This window comes from Isoptericola sp. S6320L (assembly GCF_023015685.1).
Classification (GTDB): Bacteria; Actinomycetota; Actinomycetes; order Actinomycetales; family Cellulomonadaceae; genus Isoptericola; species Isoptericola halotolerans_A.
The window spans coordinates 1-18,705 of the sequence record NZ_JALKAT010000046.1 but is presented as its reverse complement, the minus strand read 5'-3'; the positions used below and the strand labels follow the sequence as shown (position 1 = coordinate 18,705).

At 75.1% G+C, this 18,705-nt stretch carries 19 protein-coding genes; 12 read left to right on the top strand and 7 right to left on the bottom strand.

Features of this window, described 5'->3' with window-relative positions; all coding sequences use genetic code 11:
• Nucleotides 1-88 precede the first annotated feature (88 nt).
• Both MWU57_RS17045 and rpmB read right to left on the bottom strand, forming a co-directional pair.
• The gene (locus MWU57_RS17045) at nt 89-616 is read right to left on the bottom strand and encodes a GNAT family N-acetyltransferase (protein WP_246910848.1); all 528 of its coding nucleotides are present in this window, start codon (nt 614-616) and stop codon (nt 89-91) included.
• Nucleotides 617-773: 157 nt separating this feature from the next.
• Nucleotides 774-965 carry a 50S ribosomal protein L28 gene (gene rpmB / locus MWU57_RS17040; protein WP_106268555.1) on the bottom strand — a complete coding sequence of 64 codons (192 nt, stop codon included), beginning with the start codon at nt 963-965 and terminating at the stop codon, nt 774-776.
• A 168-nt stretch (nt 966-1,133) separates the two neighbouring features.
• Between rpmB and MWU57_RS17035 the strand changes: the two genes are divergently transcribed.
• From MWU57_RS17035 to MWU57_RS16985, 11 genes are all read left to right on the top strand, one after another.
• The gene (locus MWU57_RS17035) at nt 1,134-2,876 is read left to right on the top strand and encodes a DAK2 domain-containing protein (RefSeq protein ID WP_246910846.1); all 1,743 of its coding nucleotides are present in this window, start codon (nt 1,134-1,136) and stop codon (nt 2,874-2,876) included.
• A complete protein-coding gene (locus MWU57_RS17030) occupies nt 2,873-5,128 on the top strand; it encodes an ATP-dependent DNA helicase RecG (protein WP_246910844.1) in 2,256 nt (751 codons plus the stop codon). The genes MWU57_RS17035 and MWU57_RS17030 overlap by 4 nt, the downstream gene beginning before the upstream one ends.
• Before the next feature lie 171 nt (nt 5,129-5,299).
• On the top strand, nt 5,300-6,238 hold the full coding sequence (locus MWU57_RS17025) for an endonuclease/exonuclease/phosphatase family protein (RefSeq protein WP_246910841.1): 939 nt from the start codon (nt 5,300-5,302) through the stop codon (nt 6,236-6,238).
• Between the two features lie 24 nt (nt 6,239-6,262).
• A complete protein-coding gene (gene rsmD, locus MWU57_RS17020; protein ID WP_246910840.1) occupies nt 6,263-6,853 on the top strand; it encodes a 16S rRNA (guanine(966)-N(2))-methyltransferase RsmD in 591 nt (196 codons plus the stop codon).
• Between the two features lie 87 nt (nt 6,854-6,940).
• The gene (coaD, locus tag MWU57_RS17015; RefSeq protein WP_106268545.1) at nt 6,941-7,432 is read left to right on the top strand and encodes a pantetheine-phosphate adenylyltransferase; all 492 of its coding nucleotides are present in this window, start codon (nt 6,941-6,943) and stop codon (nt 7,430-7,432) included.
• A 10-nt stretch (nt 7,433-7,442) separates the two neighbouring features.
• Complete coding sequence (locus MWU57_RS17010) at nt 7,443-8,000, top strand: hypothetical protein (protein ID WP_246910839.1); 558 nt, start codon at nt 7,443-7,445, stop codon at nt 7,998-8,000.
• Nucleotides 8,001-8,182: 182 nt separating this feature from the next.
• The gene (locus MWU57_RS17005) at nt 8,183-8,734 is read left to right on the top strand and encodes a DUF177 domain-containing protein (RefSeq protein WP_106268726.1); all 552 of its coding nucleotides are present in this window, start codon (nt 8,183-8,185) and stop codon (nt 8,732-8,734) included.
• A 2-nt stretch (nt 8,735-8,736) separates the two neighbouring features.
• The gene (rpmF, locus tag MWU57_RS17000; protein WP_106268541.1) at nt 8,737-8,931 is read left to right on the top strand and encodes a 50S ribosomal protein L32; all 195 of its coding nucleotides are present in this window, start codon (nt 8,737-8,739) and stop codon (nt 8,929-8,931) included.
• A 1-nt stretch (nt 8,932) separates the two neighbouring features.
• Nucleotides 8,933-9,655, top strand: coding sequence for a ribonuclease III (gene rnc / locus MWU57_RS16995; RefSeq protein ID WP_106268539.1), 723 nt, complete (start codon nt 8,933-8,935; stop codon nt 9,653-9,655).
• The gene (mutM, locus tag MWU57_RS16990; protein ID WP_246910838.1) at nt 9,648-10,577 is read left to right on the top strand and encodes a bifunctional DNA-formamidopyrimidine glycosylase/DNA-(apurinic or apyrimidinic site) lyase; all 930 of its coding nucleotides are present in this window, start codon (nt 9,648-9,650) and stop codon (nt 10,575-10,577) included. Before rnc ends, mutM begins: the two co-directional genes overlap by 8 nt.
• 100 nt (nt 10,578-10,677) lie before the next feature.
• Entirely contained in the window at nt 10,678-10,965 is a 288-nt protein-coding gene (locus MWU57_RS16985; protein ID WP_246910837.1) for a hypothetical protein, read from the top strand.
• 4 nt (nt 10,966-10,969) lie between these two features.
• Here the strand turns inward: MWU57_RS16985 and MWU57_RS16980 are convergent, their stop codons facing one another.
• Complete coding sequence (locus MWU57_RS16980) at nt 10,970-11,914, bottom strand: NAD(P)-dependent oxidoreductase (protein ID WP_106268533.1); 945 nt, start codon at nt 11,912-11,914, stop codon at nt 10,970-10,972.
• A 41-nt stretch (nt 11,915-11,955) separates the two neighbouring features.
• Between MWU57_RS16980 and MWU57_RS16975 the strand changes: the two genes are divergently transcribed.
• Nucleotides 11,956-13,548: an NAD(P)/FAD-dependent oxidoreductase gene (locus tag MWU57_RS16975; protein WP_246910836.1), complete on the top strand. Its 1,593-nt coding sequence runs from the start codon at nt 11,956-11,958 to the stop codon at nt 13,546-13,548.
• A gap of 21 nt (nt 13,549-13,569) precedes the next feature.
• Here the strand turns inward: MWU57_RS16975 and MWU57_RS16970 are convergent, their stop codons facing one another.
• The 4 genes from MWU57_RS16970 to cydD form a co-directional block, all read right to left on the bottom strand.
• Nucleotides 13,570-14,373, bottom strand: coding sequence for an ABC transporter permease (locus MWU57_RS16970; protein ID WP_246910834.1), 804 nt, complete (start codon nt 14,371-14,373; stop codon nt 13,570-13,572).
• Nucleotides 14,370-15,302: an ABC transporter ATP-binding protein gene (locus tag MWU57_RS16965; protein ID WP_246910832.1), complete on the bottom strand. Its 933-nt coding sequence runs from the start codon at nt 15,300-15,302 to the stop codon at nt 14,370-14,372. The genes MWU57_RS16970 and MWU57_RS16965 overlap by 4 nt, the downstream gene beginning before the upstream one ends.
• Nucleotides 15,303-15,413: 111 nt before the next feature.
• Nucleotides 15,414-17,141, bottom strand: a complete 1,728-nt coding sequence (gene cydC, locus MWU57_RS16960; RefSeq protein ID WP_246910830.1) for a thiol reductant ABC exporter subunit CydC — start codon at nt 17,139-17,141, stop codon at nt 15,414-15,416.
• Nucleotides 17,138-18,705: thiol reductant ABC exporter subunit CydD (cydD, locus tag MWU57_RS16955; RefSeq protein WP_246910829.1), on the bottom strand; the 1,568-nt coding region annotated here is incomplete at its 5' end. The genes cydD and cydC, both read right to left, overlap by 4 nt.

Here is an 18,705-nt window from a genome sequence, read left to right as displayed (position 1 = left end):
CGCGCTGGCCCTGTGCTCGCAGGCTCGCTCCGGGTCAGCGCCGGTTCCTCCGGTCGCGCTGGCCCTGTGCTCGCAGGCTCGCTCCGGGTCAGCGCTCGGCCGCGCGGAGGAACCGGACCTCCGTCACCGGCACGTCCTCGATGTCCTCGATGCGCTCGATGCCGTCGGGCTGGAATCCGTGGCGGCGGTAGAAGTGGTGCGCCCGCTCGTTCTCGTCGAGGACCCACAGGGTCATGCACTGGGTCGGCGAGACGTCCGCCAGCACCGTCCGGATGAGGTCCCGTGCGACGCCGCGGCCCCAGGCCTCCGGGTCCAGGTAGATGGCGTAGAGCTCCAGGCAGTCGTCCTCGGCGTCCTCGTCCCGGGACGGGCCGTAGCTCGCGAACCCGAGCGTGCGGCCGTCGGCCTCCGCGACGATGGTGGTGCCGTGTCCGGACGTCAGGATCTTCTCCCACTTCTCGGCGCGCTCCGCCACGTCGAGGGAGTCGAGGTAGGAGGCGGGCAGCACGTGGGAGTAGGCGCCTTTCCAGGACGTCACGTGCACGTGGGCGATCGCAGCGGCGTCGGCAGTCGTCGCAGTGCGAATCACCACGTCGTTGTCGGTCTCCACCATCATGTCCTCAGACTGCCACGTCGGGGAAGGTTCGCCTAGGGGTGGAGGTGAACGCTTCACGAACCCTTTGCCTTCGGCAGGTGTCCAGGCACGACAGAACGCCCGCCGGGAGGACCCGACGGGCGTTCGTCATGCAGTTCGTCGCGCCGAGGCGCTGGGCTCATGCCTTGCGCTGGACCTTGCCGGCCTTGAGGCACGAGGTGCACACGTTCACGCGCTTGGGAGTGCCCGCGACGACAGCACGCACGCGCTGGATGTTGGGGTTCCAGCGGCGCTTGGTGCGGATGTGGGAGTGCGAGATGCTGTGCCCGAAGCCCGGGCCCTTGCCGCAGACGTCGCAGTTGGCAGCCACGGTTTCTCCTGAATCGTCGTGCACGTCCCGCGCACCATGGCAGCAAGACGTGAGGTGTTGATGGTCTGGGGGCGCCCGGAAGTCCGGGCAACCACACGAGGATAGCCGATGGACGGCGCCGGGCTCAACAGCGCCGGCGTTGGGTTGGTCACCGCTACGGTGGGGGGCGTGGTCCAGCCCGAGCTCCTCGACGCCTCCGTCGTCCGTGCGTGGGCCCGTGGCGCCACCGACGCGCTCGCCTCCGCGCGGACGGAGCTCGACGGCGTGAACGTGTTCCCCGTGGCCGACGGCGACACCGGGACCAACATGTACCTCACCGTGCGCGAGGCGGGTGCCGCCATCCACGACGCGGACGACGGGGCGAGCGGGGCGCGCCTGCTCCGTCTGGGTGCCCGTGCCGCGCTCCTGCAGGCCCGCGGCAACTCGGGGGTGATCCTCAGCGAGTGGTGGCGAGGACTCGCCCTCGCGGCGAGCCGGCGCGACAGCCTCGGCGTGGCCCTGGACGTGGCCGCACGGTCGGCGCGGCGGGCCGTGGCGCACCCGGCGTCCGGGACCATCCTCACGGCAGCCGACTCCGCGGCCGCGGCTGCCCGGCACGCCGAGGCCGGCGGCATGGTCGGGCCGCTGGGCGCACCGGAGCGGCTCACGGTCCTGGACGCCGCGCGCCGGGGCGCCCGGGAGGCCGCGCTGCGCAGCGTGGGCACGCTCGCCCCGCTGCGTGACGCCGGTGTGCTGGACGCGGGGGCGTGCGGCCTGCTGCTGATCCTGGCCGCGCTCGCCGAGGCCCAGCGGCACGCGGGCGCGGCATCCGGCCACGACGGTGTGTCAGCCCCGGGAGGCATCATGGCGCCCGTGCTGCTCGACCTGGACCTGACGGGCTACGCGCCGGCGGACGGCGGGGCCGACACCGCCGTCGCGCCCCCGGGCGAGCACGGCGAGGTCCCGGCGGCCGACGAGGTGGAGCTCATGTTCGTCCTCCACCGGGCGGCCGACGCCGCGGGGTTCCGGCCGGGTGCGGTGGCCGACGCCCTGCGGGCCGATCTCGACGAGGTGGGCAACTCCGTCGTCGTCGTGGGTGGCGGCGCCGGTGACGCGACCGGCGAGGACGTGGAGTCCGTGTGGCAGGCGCACGTGCACACGCCCGAGCTGGACCGGGCGCTCGAGGTCGCCCGCCGCTGGTCCGGCCGCGGCGCGGTCTCCCGTGTCCACGTGCGCCACCTGGCGGTCCCGCCGGCGGACTGGGCGGTCGTGACGACGACGTCGGCCCCCGCCCTGGCGACGGAGCTCGCCTCGGGAGGTGCGGTCGTGCTGCTCGACCTCGACGTGCCGCCCACCCGGGAGGACCTCGCGCAGGCGGTCCTGGGGGCGGGGACGCCCCACGTGCTCGTGCTCGCCCCACCCGCCGTGCTCGGCGACGGCGGGCTGCAGGACGCGGTGGACGCGCTCGGCGGGCGGGACGGGGTCGGGGACGGCCCCGCCGCGGCCTCCGACGTCGTCGTCGTGCCTGCCGCGAGCGACGTGCACCTGGTCACCGCCGTCGCGGCGCTCGCCGGAGCCCTCGACGCCGCGGGCAGCGGTGGCGAGCCGGCCGACGTCCCCGGCGTCGTCCGTGGCGCCCTGGACCGACTGCGCGCCGCACGGCCCGCCGCGGCGGCCGCGCCCACTGCGCTGACGCGGCTCGTGTCCGCCCTCGGGGCGGACGCCGGCATCGTCGCGCTCCTGCCGGACCGGGACGTCCCGGCAGCGGTGGTGGACGCGCTCGCCGAGCAGGTGGCGGCCGTCGCCGCCGGTGCCGACGTCGTCGTGCTGCCCACGGGACGCGCCGGGGACCACGTGGGCATCGGTGTCGAACCGGCGGAGGACCCCGGGGACGAACCGGCGATCGGGGCGCTGAGCGGGGAGGCCTGGTGACCGGACGGCTGGCCGAGCCGCTCGCCACGACGCTCGGCAAGCGCGCGGCAGGGCCCCTGGCCAAGATGGGGCTGGAGACCGTCGACGACCTCCTGCGGCACTACCCACGGCGCTACGGCGACCCGGGCCGGCTGACGGACATGGACCGGCTGCAGCTGGGTGAGCACGTGACCGTCATGGCGCGGGTCGCCCGGGCCACGGTGCGCCCGATGCGCAGCCGCGGCGGGGCGCTGCTGCAGGCCGTCGTCACGGACGGGCGGCACGAGCTCGGCCTCACCTTCTTCGCCAAGCGGGCCGGTGCGCTGCGCCCGCACGAGGACAAGCTGCGTCCGGGGCGGTCCGGCCTCTTCACCGGCGTGGTCTCCGAGTACCGCGGTACCCGTCAGCTCACGCACCCGGACTACATCCTGGTGGGGGTCGACGCGGACGACGACGAGGAGGCGATGGTCGAGGCGTCGCGTCCCATCCCCCTCTACCCCGCGACCGCCGCCGTGCCGACGTGGCGCATCCAGCGGGCCGTGCGCACGGTGCTGGACCCGCTCACGGAGGACGACGTCGACGACCCGGTGCCGGACGAGGTCCGGGCACGGCTGGGCCTTCCCACGCGCCTCGACGCCCTGCGGGCGGTGCACGTCCCCGACGCCGCCGAGCACTGGCAGCGCGGACGCCGTCGGCTGCGGTTCGAGGAGGCGTTCGTGCTGCAGGCAGCGCTCGCCCAGCGCCGCGCCCGCACCGCCGCGGAGGAGGCCACGGCCCGGCCGCCTCGACCCGCCGGTCTGCTCGACGACTTCGACGCGGCGCTGCCCTTCGCGCTCACCGACGGCCAGCGCCGCGTCGGCGAGCAGGTCGCCGCCGAGCTGTCCGAGGCGCGCCCGATGCAGCGGCTGCTGCAGGGCGAGGTCGGCTCGGGCAAGACGGTGGTCGCCCTGCGGGCCATGCTCCAGGTGGTCGACGCCGGGGGGCAGGCAGCCCTCCTCGCGCCGACCGAGGTGCTCGCCGCCCAGCACGCCCGCACCCTCCGGGGCATGCTCGGGCCGCTGGCCGAGGGGGGTCTGCTCGGCGGTGCGGCGCACGGCACCCGCGTCGCGCTGCTGACCGGGTCGCTCGGGGCCGGCGCACGCAAGGAGGCGCTGCTGCAGGCGGCGAGCGGCGAGGCAGGGATCGTCGTGGGCACGCACGCCCTGCTCGGCGACCAGGTGCAGTTCGCGGACCTCGGGCTCGTGGTCGTCGACGAGCAGCACCGGTTCGGGGTCGAGCAGCGCGATGCGCTGCGCGCCAAGGGGCGTGTCGCGCCGCACCTCCTGGTCATGACCGCCACGCCGATCCCACGCACCGTCGCGATGACGGTGTTCGGCGACCTGGAGACGTCGACGCTCACGGAGCTGCCCGCCGGCCGGGCCGGGATCACGTCCCACGTGGTGCCGGCGGCCAACCCGCGCTGGAACGAGCGTGTGTGGGAGAAGGTGCGCGAGGAGGTCGACGCGGGACGGCGCGCCTACGTGGTGTGCCCCCGGATCCATCCGGACGACGACGTCGACGTGCCCGGCAGCACCGGCCGGGGCGCGCAGGGCTCGGCGGAGTTCGACGACGTCCCCGAGTTCCTCGAGCTGGCCGACGGCGAGGGCAGCGACCGGGCGCCGCTGCGGGCCGTGCTGGAGGTCGCCGACATGCTGCGCTCGATGCCCCGCCTGGCCGGTGTCGAGATCGGTGTGCTGCACGGCCAGCTGCTGCCCGCGGACAAGGACGCCGCGATGGCGCGGTTCGCCGCGGGCGAGGCACCGGTGCTCGTGTCCACCACGGTCATCGAGGTGGGTGTGGACGTGCCGGAGGCCACCGTCATGGTCGTGTTCGACGCCGACCGGTTCGGCATCTCCCAGCTCCACCAGCTGCGGGGTCGCATCGGCCGTGGCGGGCATCCCGGCCTGTGCCTGCTGGTCTCCACGGCGCAGCCCGGCACGCCTGCGGCGGCGCGCGTCGAGGCGCTCGCGGCGACCACCGACGGCTTCGAGCTCGCGACGCTCGACCTCGAGCTGCGGTCGGAGGGCGACGTGCTCGGTGCCGCGCAGTCGGGCCGTTCGAGCTCCCTGCGTCTGCTGCGGGTGGTCAAGGACGCCGACCTGATCGCCGAGGCGCGCGCGGAGGCCACGCAGGTGGTCGAGGCGGACCCGGCGCTGGGCGACCACGCGACGCTCCGGGACGCCATCGCGGCGCAGCTCGACGCCGAGCAGGAGGAGTTCCTGGAGCGCGCCTGAGCGTGGCGACCGGCGCGGTCCGCCGCCGCTGGCTACGGTCGGGGCGTGAACACCGTCGCGACGCCCGGCCCGTCGGCGCGCCCGCGGCGACGTCCGGCGGCCCGGCGGCCCGTTCGACCGACGCCCCGTCCTCCAGGCCGCCCGAAGGACCGGCCGAAGGTCCGCCCGGCGGTGCAGGGCCCGGCCGGTCGCTCCGGGACGGTCCTGGCCGCGGTGGCGCTGGCGACCGGTCTGCTGATGATCCTGCACGGCGCGCTGCCGGACGTCGGCGGCCTGGGGAGCCTGGTGGAGACGTTCCTGCCGTGGTGCTGCCTCGTCCTCCTGGTGCTGGGCGTCCTCGCCGTCCGGCGTCGTGCGGGCGGTGCGGGCCTCGCCGTCCTCTTCGCCTCGGGCATCTGGCTGTGGGTGTGCTGGCCGTTCTCCGCCGCCACGCCGGCACCCCGGCCGAACCTCGTCGTCGTCCACCACAACGTCGCCGACACCAACACCGACGTCGCCGGCACGGTGGCCGTGCTGCTCGAGCCGGAGCCGGACGTCGTGACGTTGGTGGAGGTGACGCCGCAGCTCGACGAGGAGCTCACCGAGGCCTTGGCCGCGGCTCTGCCCTACCGCGCCGTCCAGGGCACCGTCGGTGTGTGGTCGCGGTTCCCGCTGGTCGGCGCCGAGCCGGTCGACCTGCGCCCACCCGACGCCGACGTCTCGTGGGACCGCGGGCTCCGGGTCGTCGTCGACACCGTCGAGGGCGCGGACGTGCGCGTGTACGCGGTGCACTCGCCGTCGGTCCGGCTCGGTGCGCAGGGATTCGGGTCGGACGCGCGGGACGCCTCCTTGCGGAGGCTCGCGGACGTGCTGGCCGAGGACACCTCGACCGCGATCGTCGTGGGCGGCGACCTCAACACGACCCTCGCCGATCGCGCCCTGGACCCGGTGCTCGAGCAGGTGGCGACGCCGCGCGGCTCGTTCGGCTTCACCTTCCCGTCCACGCTGCCCGTGGTGCGGATCGACCATGTGCTCGCCCGGGGTGCCGAGGTCACCCGCGTCGCCACCCTGGGGCGCACGGGCAGCGACCACCGGCCGGTGCTCGCCGAGGTGGCGCTCCCGTCCGACTGACCGACGGCGGCTACGCTCGGCGGCATGACCAGGATCGTCTCCGGGACCGTCGGCGGGCGCACCCTCGCGGTGCCGACGTCGGGCACCCGGCCCACGAGCGAACGTGTCCGTGAGGCGATGTTCTCCCGCCTGGAGCACTACGGGGTGATCGACGGCGGCCGGGTGCTGGACCTCTTCGCCGGCTCGGGAGCCCTCGGCATCGAGGCGGCGAGCCGTGGAGCGTCCGAGGTCCTCCTGGTGGAGTCGGCGCGCAAGGCCGCCGACGTCGCCCGGCGCAACGTCGCCACCCTCGGCCTGGGCGGCACCGTCCGCGTCCTCGCCGAGCCCGCGGAGCGCTGCGCGGCCCGGCTGGCGTCCGACGGCGGCGCGGGCGGCCCGGTCGTGCCGTTCGACCTGGTGCTCATCGACCCGCCGTACGACCTGGCCGGAGCCGCCCTGGCCGGCATCCTCGTCGACCTGGCCGCACCGGGCGTGCTCGCGCCCGAAGCGGTCGTCGTGGTGGAGCGCGCCCGGCGCAGCGGCGAACCCGAGTGGCCGGACGGGCTGGTGCCCATCGCCTCGAAGACGTACGGGGACACGACGGTGCACTACGCGGAGCCCGACCGGCCGTCCTGACGGTCCGCGAGCCGCAGCTCCGGTCGGGTGGGGACCACTCCGGGGAGCCTCGGCCAGATCCGCCGCCTCCCGCGTTAGCGTCGGGGCGTGAGCATCGCAGTCTGTCCCGGGTCCTTCGACCCGATCACGTACGGGCACCTCGACATCGTGCGCCGCGCGGCGCGCCTGTTCGAGGTCGTCGTGGTCGGCGTGGCCCACAACGCCTCCAAGTCCGCTCTCCTGAAGCCCGAGGAACGGATCGAGGTGGTGCGCGGTGCGCTCGCCGAGGACCCGGACCTCGGCTCCGTGCGGGTGGAGCCGGTGCCCGGCCTCCTGGTCGACTTCTGCCGGCAGGTCGGGGCCGTCGCCGTCGTGAAGGGTCTGCGGGGCGGGGCGGACTTCGACGGCGAGCATCCGATGGCTCTGATGAACCGACACCTGAGCGGTGTGGAGACCGTCTTCCTGCCGGCCGAGCAGCGCTATGCCCACGTGGCGTCGTCGCTGGTCAAGGACATCGCCCGCCACGGCGGGCCGATCGACGACCTCGTGCCGCCCGCCGCGGCCGAGGCGGTGCGCGCCGCGATCGCGCACCGTGCGTGAGGAGCAGCACATGACCGAGACACAGAACCCGACCGCCGGACTTCTCGAGATCATCGACGACCTGGCCGCTCTCATCGAGAGCGCGCGCACGTCGCCGCTGTCGACGAACGTCAAGATCGACCGGGAGCAGGCGTTGACGCTCGTCGAGGAGCTGCGCGGGTCGTTGCCCACCCAGCTGGCGCGGGCGGACGACGTCCTCGCCGACGCGGAGCGGACGCTCGAGGGTGCCCATCGCCAGGCCGAGGAGGTCCTCGCGACCGCCCGGGCACGGGCCATCGAGCTGGTGCAGGCCGAGCAGGTCGTGGTGCAGGCGGAGTCCCGCGCCGCGGAGATCGTCGCCGACGCCGAGCGGCAGGCCGCCGCGCTGCGCACCGACGCCGACGAGTACTGCGACGGGCGGCTCGCGGACTTCGAGGCCGACCTGGGCAAGCTCGGGGCCCAGGTCCAGGCGGGCCGCGCCAAGCTGGCGGGCCGGCTGAACACCGGGGCGCCGCGGGTGCGCTGGGACGCCGTGAGCGACCCGGAGTGGCCTCAGGCGGGCGACCGCGCGGAGGAGCGCAGCGCCTGACCTGCCGCCCCCGGCCGGCGTTGCGCACGTCACGTCGGCGGTCCGTTGGCCGAGGTCGCACGATCGCGTAGACTGGGACGCTGGTCCGCTCGGACCACAGCATCCCCACCGCCTGCGTGCGCCGGTCTCGGCGCGCCCACCCCCAGGAGCAGCTCATCACGACCGACAAGCGATCGCCGCTCGTGCTCGACACGCACGAGCTGTCGCGACGTCCCGGCACCATGCGGGAGGTCGCGCGCGTCGTTCCTGCGCCCGCCGACATGGGCACGGCGGTCATCGGCGTGCCCGAGGGAGCCGACCTGACGCTCGGGCTGCGGCTCGAGTCCGTGCTGGAGGGTGTGCTGGTCTCCGGCGTCGTGCGGGGCACGGCCGTGGGCGAGTGCGTGCGCTGCCTCGACGAGGTCCGTGACGAGGTGACGGTCCGCGTCCAGGAGCTCTTCGTCTACCCGGAGCGGGCCCAGGCGGCCGACGAGTCGGGCGACGACGAGGCCGAGGACGAGCCCGAGCTGACCGACGACCTGGCGGACCTCGAACCCGTGGTTCGGGATTCGCTCGTGACTGCACTACCATTTCAACCGCTGTGCCGGCAGGACTGCCCCGGCCTGTGCTCCGAGTGCGGAGCGCGGCTCGCGGACGACCCCGAGCACCACCATGACGTCGTCGACCCTCGCTGGGCGGCGCTGCAGACCATGCTCGAGGAGTCGAGCGTGTCCGACGAGACGAAAGAGAGCTGACCGTGGCTGTTCCGAAGCGCAAGATGTCGCGCAGCAACACCCGTGCGCGTCGTTCGCAGTGGAAGACCACCGCGGCGACCCTCACCACGTGCCCGAGCTGCAAGGGACAGAAGCTGTCCCACACTGCGTGCCCGACCTGCGGCGCGTACAAGGGTCGTCAGTACGCGGAGGCGCTGCGTACCGAGCACGCCGGCTGAGATGCCTGCAACCGGCCCCGCATCTTCTTCCGGGAGGCCGGAGCCGCGTGAGCTCCTCGAGAAGCTCGGGGTCCATCTGGATCCCGAGCTTCTCGTGCTTGCCCTGACGCACCGGTCCTTCGCGCACGAGGCCGGGGGGATTCCCACCAACGAGCGGCTCGAGTTCCTCGGCGACACCGTGCTCGGACTCGTGGTGACGGAGGCGCTGTACCGGCGCCACCCCGACAAGCCCGAGGGCGAGCTGGCGAAGATGCGCGCCGCGACGGTCTCCCAGCGCTCTCTCGCGGCGATCGCCCGCCGCCTGGAGCTCGGCCGCTACGTCCTGCTCGGCAAGGGGGAGATGCGCACCCGGGGGTACGACAAGGACTCGATCCTGTCGGACACCGTCGAGGCGCTCCTGGGCGCCACCTATCTCTCGCACGGGCTCGAGGTGTCCCGCGACCTCGTGCACCGGCTCGTCGACGAGACGCTCGACCAGGCCGCCGACCTCGGCGCCGGCCTGGACTGGAAGACGTCCCTGCAGGAGGCTGCGGCCGAGCGGGGCTTCGGGGCTCCGGTCTACTCGGTCGTGGGCGAAGGGCCCGAGCACGCGCGCAGGTTCGAGGCGCAGGTGACGGCGGGCCCGGTGGTCGGGATCGGCCAGGGCACCGCGAAGAAGCACGCGGAGCAGGCGGCCGCCGAGCAGGCGTACCGCGCGATCACGGCCCTCCCCGTCGGTGCCTGAGCTCCCCGAGGTCGAGACCGTGCGGGACGGTCTCGACCGGCTCGTCGTGGGCGCCGTGGTGTGCGACGTCGAGGTCTTCCGCGAGTACTCCGTGCGGCGGCACGACGGCGGCCCGGCCGGGTTCGCCGACCAGCTCCGCGGGCGTCGCGTCATCGGTGCGGCGCGCCGCGGCAAGTACCTCTGGCTGCCGCTGGACGAGCCGGGGCACGAGCCGTCGGCGGCGCTGCTCGCACACCTGGGGATGTCCGGTCAGCTCCTGGTCCGCGATCCGGCGGTCGCGGGGGAGTGGGCCCACCCCCACCTGCGCGTGCGGCTGCACGTCGACGGAGCGCCGTCGGGCGCCCGCTACGTGGACTTCGTCGACCAGCGGACCTTCGGCCACCTCTCCGTGACCGACCTGGCGCCGACGCCGGACGGCGCTCCGGGCGGGTACGGCTCGCCGTTGCCCGCGCTGCCCGAGCCCGTGGCGCACATCGCCCGCGACCTGCTCGACCCCGCGCTCGACCGCGACCTGGTGGTCGCGAGGTTGCGCCGTCGTCGGACGGGCATCAAGCGTGCCCTGCTGGACCAGACGGTGGTGTCCGGGGTGGGCAACATCTACGCCGACGAGGCGCTGTGGCGCGCCCGGGTGCACTTCGCCCGCGCCACGGACGCGATGACGCGCCCGGTGGCGCACCGTGTGCTCGACGCCGCCGCCGAGGTGATGACCGAGGCGCTCGGCCAGGGCGGCACGAGCTTCGACGCGCTCTACGTCGACGTCAACGGCGAGTCGGGCTACTTCTCCCGTTCCCTGGCGGTCTACGGGCAGGCGGGCGAGCCGTGCCCCCGCTGTGCGACGCCGGTGCGGCGCGACGAGTTCATGAACCGCTCGTCGTTCAGCTGCCCCCGTTGCCAGCCACGCCCGCGTCAGGGGCGCTGGTAGACCGGGTCCCGGTCCGCTGGAGCGTCGCTCGCCCGCGGCGGGGAGCACTAGGCTCGGTCGCCGAGCCGCCTACCGACCGATCGACCGACGAGGAGCACCCGTGCTGGACGCCGCCAGTCTGAACTCTGCCGTGACGATCGTCGGTCCGGTGGCGGCGTCGTTCCTCACCACGCGCTACTGGACGGCGTACGACGACGGCGACCCGCGCCGCTACCTCTGGTTCGGCCTCTACCTCGGCGTCGTGCTGGCCCTGCTCGCCGTCGTCCTCGGCACGACGGCGCCCGAGGATCGCCTGAAGGGCGTCGGCTTCTTCTTCCTCGTCACCATCGTGGCCACCTACCTCCAGGAGCGCCGCCACGTGCGGCAGCGGAGCCGGGCCGCCGGCTGACAGGTCAGCGGTCGACGACGTTGCGCAGGTCCGCGGCGCCGCCGGCCAGCCAGCGGCGCACCTGCTCGCTGACGAACCGCGCGGCTCCCTGCGGACGTCCGCCGGCGACGTGCGGCGTGAGGATGAGCCCGGGCACGTCCCACAGGTCGGAGCCCGCGGGCAGCGGCTCGGTCTCGGTGACGTCCAGGGCGGCGCCGGCCAGCGCCCCCGAGCGCAGCGCGGTCGCCAGCGCGTCCTCGTCCACCGTGGCGCCACGGCCGGCGTTCACGAACCGCGCGTGGGCGGGGAGCATCGCCAGGACCGACGCGTCGAGCGCGTGGCGCGTCTGCGGCGTCGCGGGCAGCAGCGAGACGAGCACGTCCGCCGTCGGCAGCACCTCCGCCAGGCGGGACGCCGCCACGACCGGGTGGCCGTACCGCTCGCCGTCGGTGGACGCCACGCCTGTCACGCGGGCACCCAGCGCGGTGAGCAGCGGAGCCAGCACGGCCGCGATCGAGCCGAAGCCCCAGACCACCACGTGGGCGCCGCGCAGCGTGAACTCCGACTCCGCGCGGGCCTGCTCCCGGCCCAGGTCCCGGTCCCACTCGTGCGCGCGCTGGGCGTCCAGCGTCCGGTCGAGGCGGCGCACGGAGGCGAGCAGGAGTGCCAGGGTGTGCTCGGCGACCGTGGTGTCGTGCAGCCCGCGGCCCGAGGCGATCACGACGTCCGGCGCGAAGTCGGTGGCCAGGGCCTGGTCCGGTCCGGCGTTGAGGGTCTGCACCCAGCGCAGCCGGGTCAGCCGGCGCGCCGCGTCGTCCATGACCCGCTGAGGGCTCGCCCACGTCACGATGGCCTCGGCGTCGAGGTGCTCGGCCGGCACCTCCTCGCGCATGACGTAGGGGGCGACCTCGACGCCGTCGACGTCGATCGTGAGGTCGAAGGGCACGTTGCTCGGCACGAGGATCTTCACGGCTCGGACGTTACCCGAGACGCCGTGCCAGGATGACGCGCATGAGCGCACCGGAGACCGCCGCCCGCTACGACGCCGTGATCGTCGGCGGCGGCCACAACGGGTTGACCACCGCCGCCTACCTCGCCCGTGCCGGTCGCTCGGTACTGCTCCTCGAACGTCTCGCAGCGGTGGGCGGTGCGTCGGTGTCCGCGCGCGTGTTCGACGGCGTCGACGCGCGCCTGTCGCGGTACTCCTACCTCGTCTCCCTGATGCCGCGGCAGGTCGTCGACGAGCTCGGTCTGCGCCTGACCCTGCGCCGCCGACGGTTCTCGTCGTACACACCCGTGGGCACGGGCGGGCTGCTCGTCGACACCGGGTCCGACGACGCGACGCGCGCCTCGTTCGAGGCGCTCGGCGCCGGCGCGGACCACGCGGCCTGGCAGGCGTTCTCCGCCCGGATCGGCCGCCTGGCGGAGCGGCTCTTCCCGACCGTCACCCGGCCGTTGGTCTCCCGGGACGAGGCCCGGTCGCTGGTGGACGACGACGCGACCTGGCGTGCCGTCGTCGAGCAGCCGCTGGGCGAGACCCTGCGTGCCACCTTCGACTCCGACGTCGTGCGCGGCGTGGCGGCCACGGACGGCCTCATCGGGACGTTCGCCGACCTCGACGACGCCTCGCTGATCCAGAACCGGTGCTTCCTGTACCACGTCATCGGTGGTGGGACAGGTGACTGGGACGTGCCGGTGGGCGGGATGGGCGCGGTCTCGGGAGCGCTGCGGGACGCCGTGCTGGCGGCCGGTGCCACGGTGGTCACCGGAGCGGACGTCACCGCCGTCGACCCCGGCTCGGCGGACAGCGACGCCGAGGTCGCGTGGACCGACGCCGACGGCAGGACCCACGGGGTGCGTGCCGGAGCCGTGGTGAGCGGGGCCGCCCCCGCCACGCTGGACGCCCTGCTGGCCGCCGCCGGGGCGACGCCGTCGGGCCGCGCCACCGCCGCGGAGCCCGAGGGGGCCCAGCTCAAGGTCAACATGCTGCTGCGCCGCCTGCCCCGGCTGCGCGAGGACCTCGACCCCGTCGCGGCCTTCTCGGGGACGTTCCACGTCAACGAGAGCGCCAGCCAGCTCCAGGCGGCGTACCACCAGGCCGCGGCCGGGCACGTCCCCGACCTGCCACCCTGCGAGATCTACTGCCACTCGCTGACCGACGACTCGATCCTCGGGCCGGACCTGCGGGCCGCCGGGGCGCAGACCCTGACGCTGTTCGGGCTGCACATGCCGGCACGACTGTTCCGGGCCGATCCGGAGGGAACCCGGGAGCGGGCGCTCGCGGCCACGCTGCGCTCGCTGGACTCGGTGCTGGCCGAGCCGGTCGAGGACGTGCTGTGGCGTGCCCCGGACGGTGCGCCCTGCCTCGAGGCGCGCACGCCGCTGGACCTCGAGGGCAGCGTCGGGCTCCCGGGCGGGCACATCTTCCACCGGGACCTGTCGTGGCCCTGGTCGGAGACGGGTGACGGTCTCGACGCCCCGGGCACGTGGGGCGTCGAGACCGTCCACCCCCGCGTGCTGCTGGCCGGCGCCGGGGCACGCCGGGGCGGGGGAGTCAGCGCCATCCCGGGCAGGGCGGCGGCGATGTCGCTGCTGGGTCGCTGACCGCCCCGAGGGCCCGATCTCTCAGCGGATCTCGGTCCGCAGCAGCCGCCGCACCGCGAGAGCCAGGGGCACCACGATCCAGAGCAGGGCCGAGGTGCCGACCTGGCCCCACTGCTCGCCCGTCATCTCCGGTGCGGTGACGAAGCTCGTCGACCAGCTCAGGTCCAGCCAGGCGCCGTTCGCGGCCCACCAGTCCCACAGGCCCGCGATCACGCTGGAGACCATCGGCAGCACGAGCATGAAGCCGAGGTAGGCGACCATGGCGGGCGCCGTGCTGCGGATCGCGAGGCCGACCAGGAACCCGAACGCCACCGCCAGGACGTTCGCGAGGGCCAGGCGGAGCGCCAGGTCGACCGGGAGGTCCCAGACGGTCCCGATGCCGCGGACCTGCGCGGCGACCACCGTGCCGACCGCGCTCAGGGCGACGACGGTCGCCGTCGCCGCCAGCGTGGCGACCAGCAGGGCGACCGCCTTGGCCGACACGACGCGGCCCCGCCGAGGCACCAGCGCGAACGTCGTCAGCGCGCTCCGCTGGCTCCACTCGCCGGCCACGGAGAGGACCGCGACCAGGGGCAGGACCAGTTCCAGCGGCATCATGTTGGTGGTCGTGTGCATGCCGAAGGTGACCTCGTCGTCGCGGCCCCAGAGCGTGACGCCGGTGACGACCACCAGGGTGAGCAGGGGTACCGAGGCGAGGAGCCAGCGGCTCGACCGGGTGTCGACCAGCTTGCGGAACTCGACGTCGACCAGCCGTGTGAGCGGGATGCGCGGTCGCGTGGTGGCGAGCGGCTCGACGACGGCGGTGTCCAGGACCGGGGCGCTCATGCTGCGGCTCCGTTCGGGTGGTGGATTCCTCGCGAGGTGGCGCCCTCGCGCTGGTCGGCCGCGGTGAGCTCGAGGAACATCTCCTCCAGGCCGTGGCCGTCGGCGGTGCGCAGCTCGGTGACCGGCAGCCCGGCGCGGAACGCGACCTGGCCCGCGGTCGCCGGGTCGGCGTCGGTGGCCACCGCACCGTCGGGTCGCGGCGTGGCCTGGAAGCCCGCGGCGACGAGGGCGTCGGCGAGCAGCGCGCCGTCGTCCGACCGGACCAGCGTGCCGGCGCCGGCGAGGAGCTCGGCCGTCGCACCGGAGGCGACGATGCGGCCGTGGCCGATCATGATGATGTCGTCCGCGATCATCTCGATCTCCGAGAGCAGGTGGCTGGACAGCAGGACGGTCCCGCCGTCGTCCGCGAAACCGCGCAGGAGGTCCCGCATCCAGCGGATGCCCGCGGGGTCGAGCCCGTTGGCGGGCTCGTCGAGCACGAGGACCCTCGGGTCGCCCATGAGCGCGGTCGCGATCCCGAGGCGCTGGCGCATGCCGAGGGAGTAGTCGCGCACGCGACGCTTGCCCTCGGCCCACGTGAGGCCGACGAGATCGAGCATCTCGTCGACCCGGATGGCGGGCAGGCCCATGGTGCGCTGCGCCAGGACGAGCGTCTCCCGACCGGTGCGGCCGCCGTGCTGGGCAGAGGCGTCGAGCAGGACGCCCACCTCCAGCCCGGGGTTCGGCAGGTCCTGGTAGCGGTGGCCCAGCACCGTCGTGCGGCCTGCCGTCGGGGTGGAGAGCCCGGTGAGCGCGCGCAGGGTGGTGGACTTCCCGGCACCGTTCGGGCCGAGGAATCCGGTGACACGACCGGGGAACGCGGCGAACGAGACGTCGTCGACGGCGGCGACGCTCCCGTAGCGCTGGGTGAGCGAGTCGATCCTGATCATGGCTGGAACGCTACGGAGGCTGCGCACGGCCGGACATCAGGGAACACCCCCAACCCCACCCTGGTCGGGGTGCCGTGCGCCCAGGGTCCCCTCGCTCGGAGCCGGCCCGGCTCAGGCCGGGGCCAGCTCCTGACCCGCCGCCCAGCGGTAGTCCGGGACGTCGCGCAGGAGGTCCGCATGGGTCCCGCGCGCGAGGACGTGCGCCGGCGCGCCGGCCGCGCTCGCGTCGTGGTGCCCGAGCAGGAGCACCTCGTCGGCCGTGCCGAGCGGTGCGAGCCGGTGGGAGGCGAGCACCACGGAGCGGCCGGTCGTGCGGGCGATCGTCGCGAGCGTCTCCACCAGGGCGTCGGCGGTGCGGGCGTCGAGGTGCTCGGCCGGCTCGTCGACCAGCAGCACGCGGTGCGGGGCGAGCAGCGCCCGCGCGACGAGCAGGCGCCGCCGTTCGCCGCCGGAGACGTCGCTGCCGCCGGTGCCGAGCACCGTGGCCAGGTCGTCCGGCAGCCCGTCCAGCCAGTCGCCGAGCCCCACGGCGGCGAGGGCGTCACGCGCCTCGGCCTCGTCGACGTCCGCCCGGGCCACCCGGAGGTTCTCCAGCACCGTCGTGCCGAAGACGTGGCCGTCCTCGGCGACGAAGAGCCCGTGCCCGTCCACCTCGCCCGCGGTGGGCGCCAGGAGACCGGCGGCGGTCAGCAGCAACGTCGTCTTGCCCACGCCGGACGCACCGGCCAGCGCGACGACCGATCCGGGATTCATGTCGAGGTCGACGCCGGACACCACGGTGGCTCCCGCGGGGCCGCCCCACCCGGCACCCACCCCCGTCAGCACCAGGTGGCCCGACGTGCCGTGCCGCACCGGCCGGGCCTCGGGTGCGGGCGCGGACGCGCCGTCGGCGGGGGAGAGGAGCTCGAGCAGGCGCCGCGCCGCCGCGCGAGACCGGCGCAGCTGGACGGCGGCGGCCGGCAGCGCCGCGGTGACCTCGAACACGGCCAGCGGGGTCAGGACGACGACGGCGAGCTCCGTCGCGGCCAGGTCCCCGGCGAGCGCCGCCGGGACGCCGAGCAGCAGGCAGCCGAGCACGGCCAGCGTCTGGGCGCCGGCCTCGATGCCTGCCGAGACGCCCGCGACGCGCGCGCCGTCGTCGGTCGCGGCGGCGAGGCGGGCCTCGGCCGCGCGGAGCCCGGCCCGCCGGTCGGCGAGCAGGCCGCCGACCCGGAGCTGCTGGCCGTCCTCCAGCAGCTCCAGCGTGCGAGCGGCCACCTCTCCACGTGCCGCCGCGCCGCGCAGCTCGACCGACGCCGACGCGCGGGACGCCAGCCAGGGGGAGACCACGCCGGTCAGGAGCAGGCAGGCCAGCAGCACGAGCCCGGCGGCCGGCAGGAAGACCCCCACCAGCAGGACCGAGCCGAGTCCCGCGACGACGGCGACGGCCGCGGGGATCATCGCCCGCACGACGACGTCGCCGACGTCGTCGACGTCGCTGCCGACCCGGGCCAGGAGGTCGCCGCGACGCAGCGCCACGACGTCGGCCCCACCACGCGCGATCCGCTCGTACAGGTTGGCGCGCAGGGCCGCCATGCCGCGCAGCGCGACGTCGTGGGACGCGAGCCGCTCGAGGTAGCGGAAGAAGGCCCGGCCCGTGCCGAACGCGCGCACGCCGACGGTCGCCACGGACAGCACCAGCACCGGTGGCATCTGCGAGGCCCGCGCGACGAGCCACGCGGCGGCGGCCGCCAGCCCGATCGCGCACACCAGCGTGAGGGAGCCGAGCGCGACGGCACGGGCCACCCGGGACCACCGGATCTCGAGCAGCGGAAGGAGCTCCCGCAGCGGGTCGGTCACGACGCCACCACCTCTCGCGCGTCGACGTCGACGACCTGGTCGGCCAGGGCGAGGACGGATCCGCGGTGCGCGACGACGACGACGGTCCGTCCGGCGTCCCGCCACGCCCGCACGGTGTCGAGCACCACCTGCTCGCCACGGGCGTCCAGGTGAGCGGTCGGCTCGTCCAGGACCACCACGGGGCGGTCGGTGGCACCCACGAGCGTGCGTGCCAGGGCCACCCGCTGACGCTGCCCGACGCTGAGCCCGGTTCCGCCGAGGCCCACCCGGGTCTCCCAGCCGTCCGGCAGGCTCGCCAGGACCGTGTCCAGGCCGGTGGTCCTGGCGACCGCGTCCAGCGCCTGGAGGGGCACGTCGCGGCCGTCGGTGACGACGTCGTGCACGGTTCCCGGGCCGATCGCCGGGCGCTGCGGCACCCAGGCGACCTGCTCCCACCAGCCGGAGACGCGGTCCAGCTCCTGAGCCTCCTCCCCGGCGGAGGCCGGGGCGAGGAGGACGCGACCCCCGTCGGGGCGCAGCAGGCCGAGGAGCAGCAGGACCAGCGTGGACTTGCCGGCGCCGCTGGGGCCGCGCAGCGCGACCACCCGGCCGCCACCCGGCTCGCCGGTGCCGAGCGGGATCCGGGCCGACAGGTGAGCCGGCGCGTCGACGTTCCGGCCCGGTGCACGCACGGTGACGTCGTCGAGCACCAGCATGCCGCCGACGGCGCCCGGTGCCGACCGGTCCGCCGGCGGCGGGACCGGCATGTCGAGCACGGCGAACGCACGGGCCGTGGCGGCGAGCCCGTCGCTCGAGGCGTGGAACTCGGCACCGACGCGACGCAGCGGCAGGAAGATCTCCGGCGCGAGCACGAGCACGGCCAGGGCGGGGACCAGCTCGATGCCGCCGTGCACCAGGCGCAGCCCGACACCCACCGCGATGATCGCCACGCAGAGCGTGGTCAGCAGCTCGAGCACGGCTCCGGAGAGGAACGCGACACGCAGGGTGGCCATCGTGGCCCGGCGGGAGGACTCGCCGAGCGCCCGCACCCGTGCGCCGGGGCCGATCGCGCGACCGAACGCACGCAGCGTCGGCAGGCCGGCGACGAGATCGAGCACCTGCGAGCCCAGTCGTTCCACGGTGGCCAGGCGTCGCTCGGACGTGCCTGCCGTCATCGTGCCGATCAGCCACATGAAGAACGGCACCAGCGGCAGGGTCACCGCCGCGATCAGCGCGGAGACCCAGTCGAGGCCCAGCACCACCAGCACCGTGGCCGGAGTGACGAGAGCGGTGAGGAGCAGCTGCGGCAGGAACCGCACGAGGTAGGGCTCGAGATCCGCCAGCCCGCGGGTGGCCAGCGTCGCGACGTCGGCGGGCCGGGCACCTGCCGGAGGCCGCGGCCCGAGCTCCACCGCGTGCGCCACCACCTGCTCACGCAGGTCCGCCACGACGTGGGTGGCGGCGCGCCGCCCGTAGCGCTCCTGCGCCCAGCCCACGGCGGCGCGGCCGGCAGCGGCGCCGGCCAGGACGACCAGCCAGGGGGCGGTTCGCGCCGGGTCGAGAGCCCCGTCGCCACCGGGCCCGG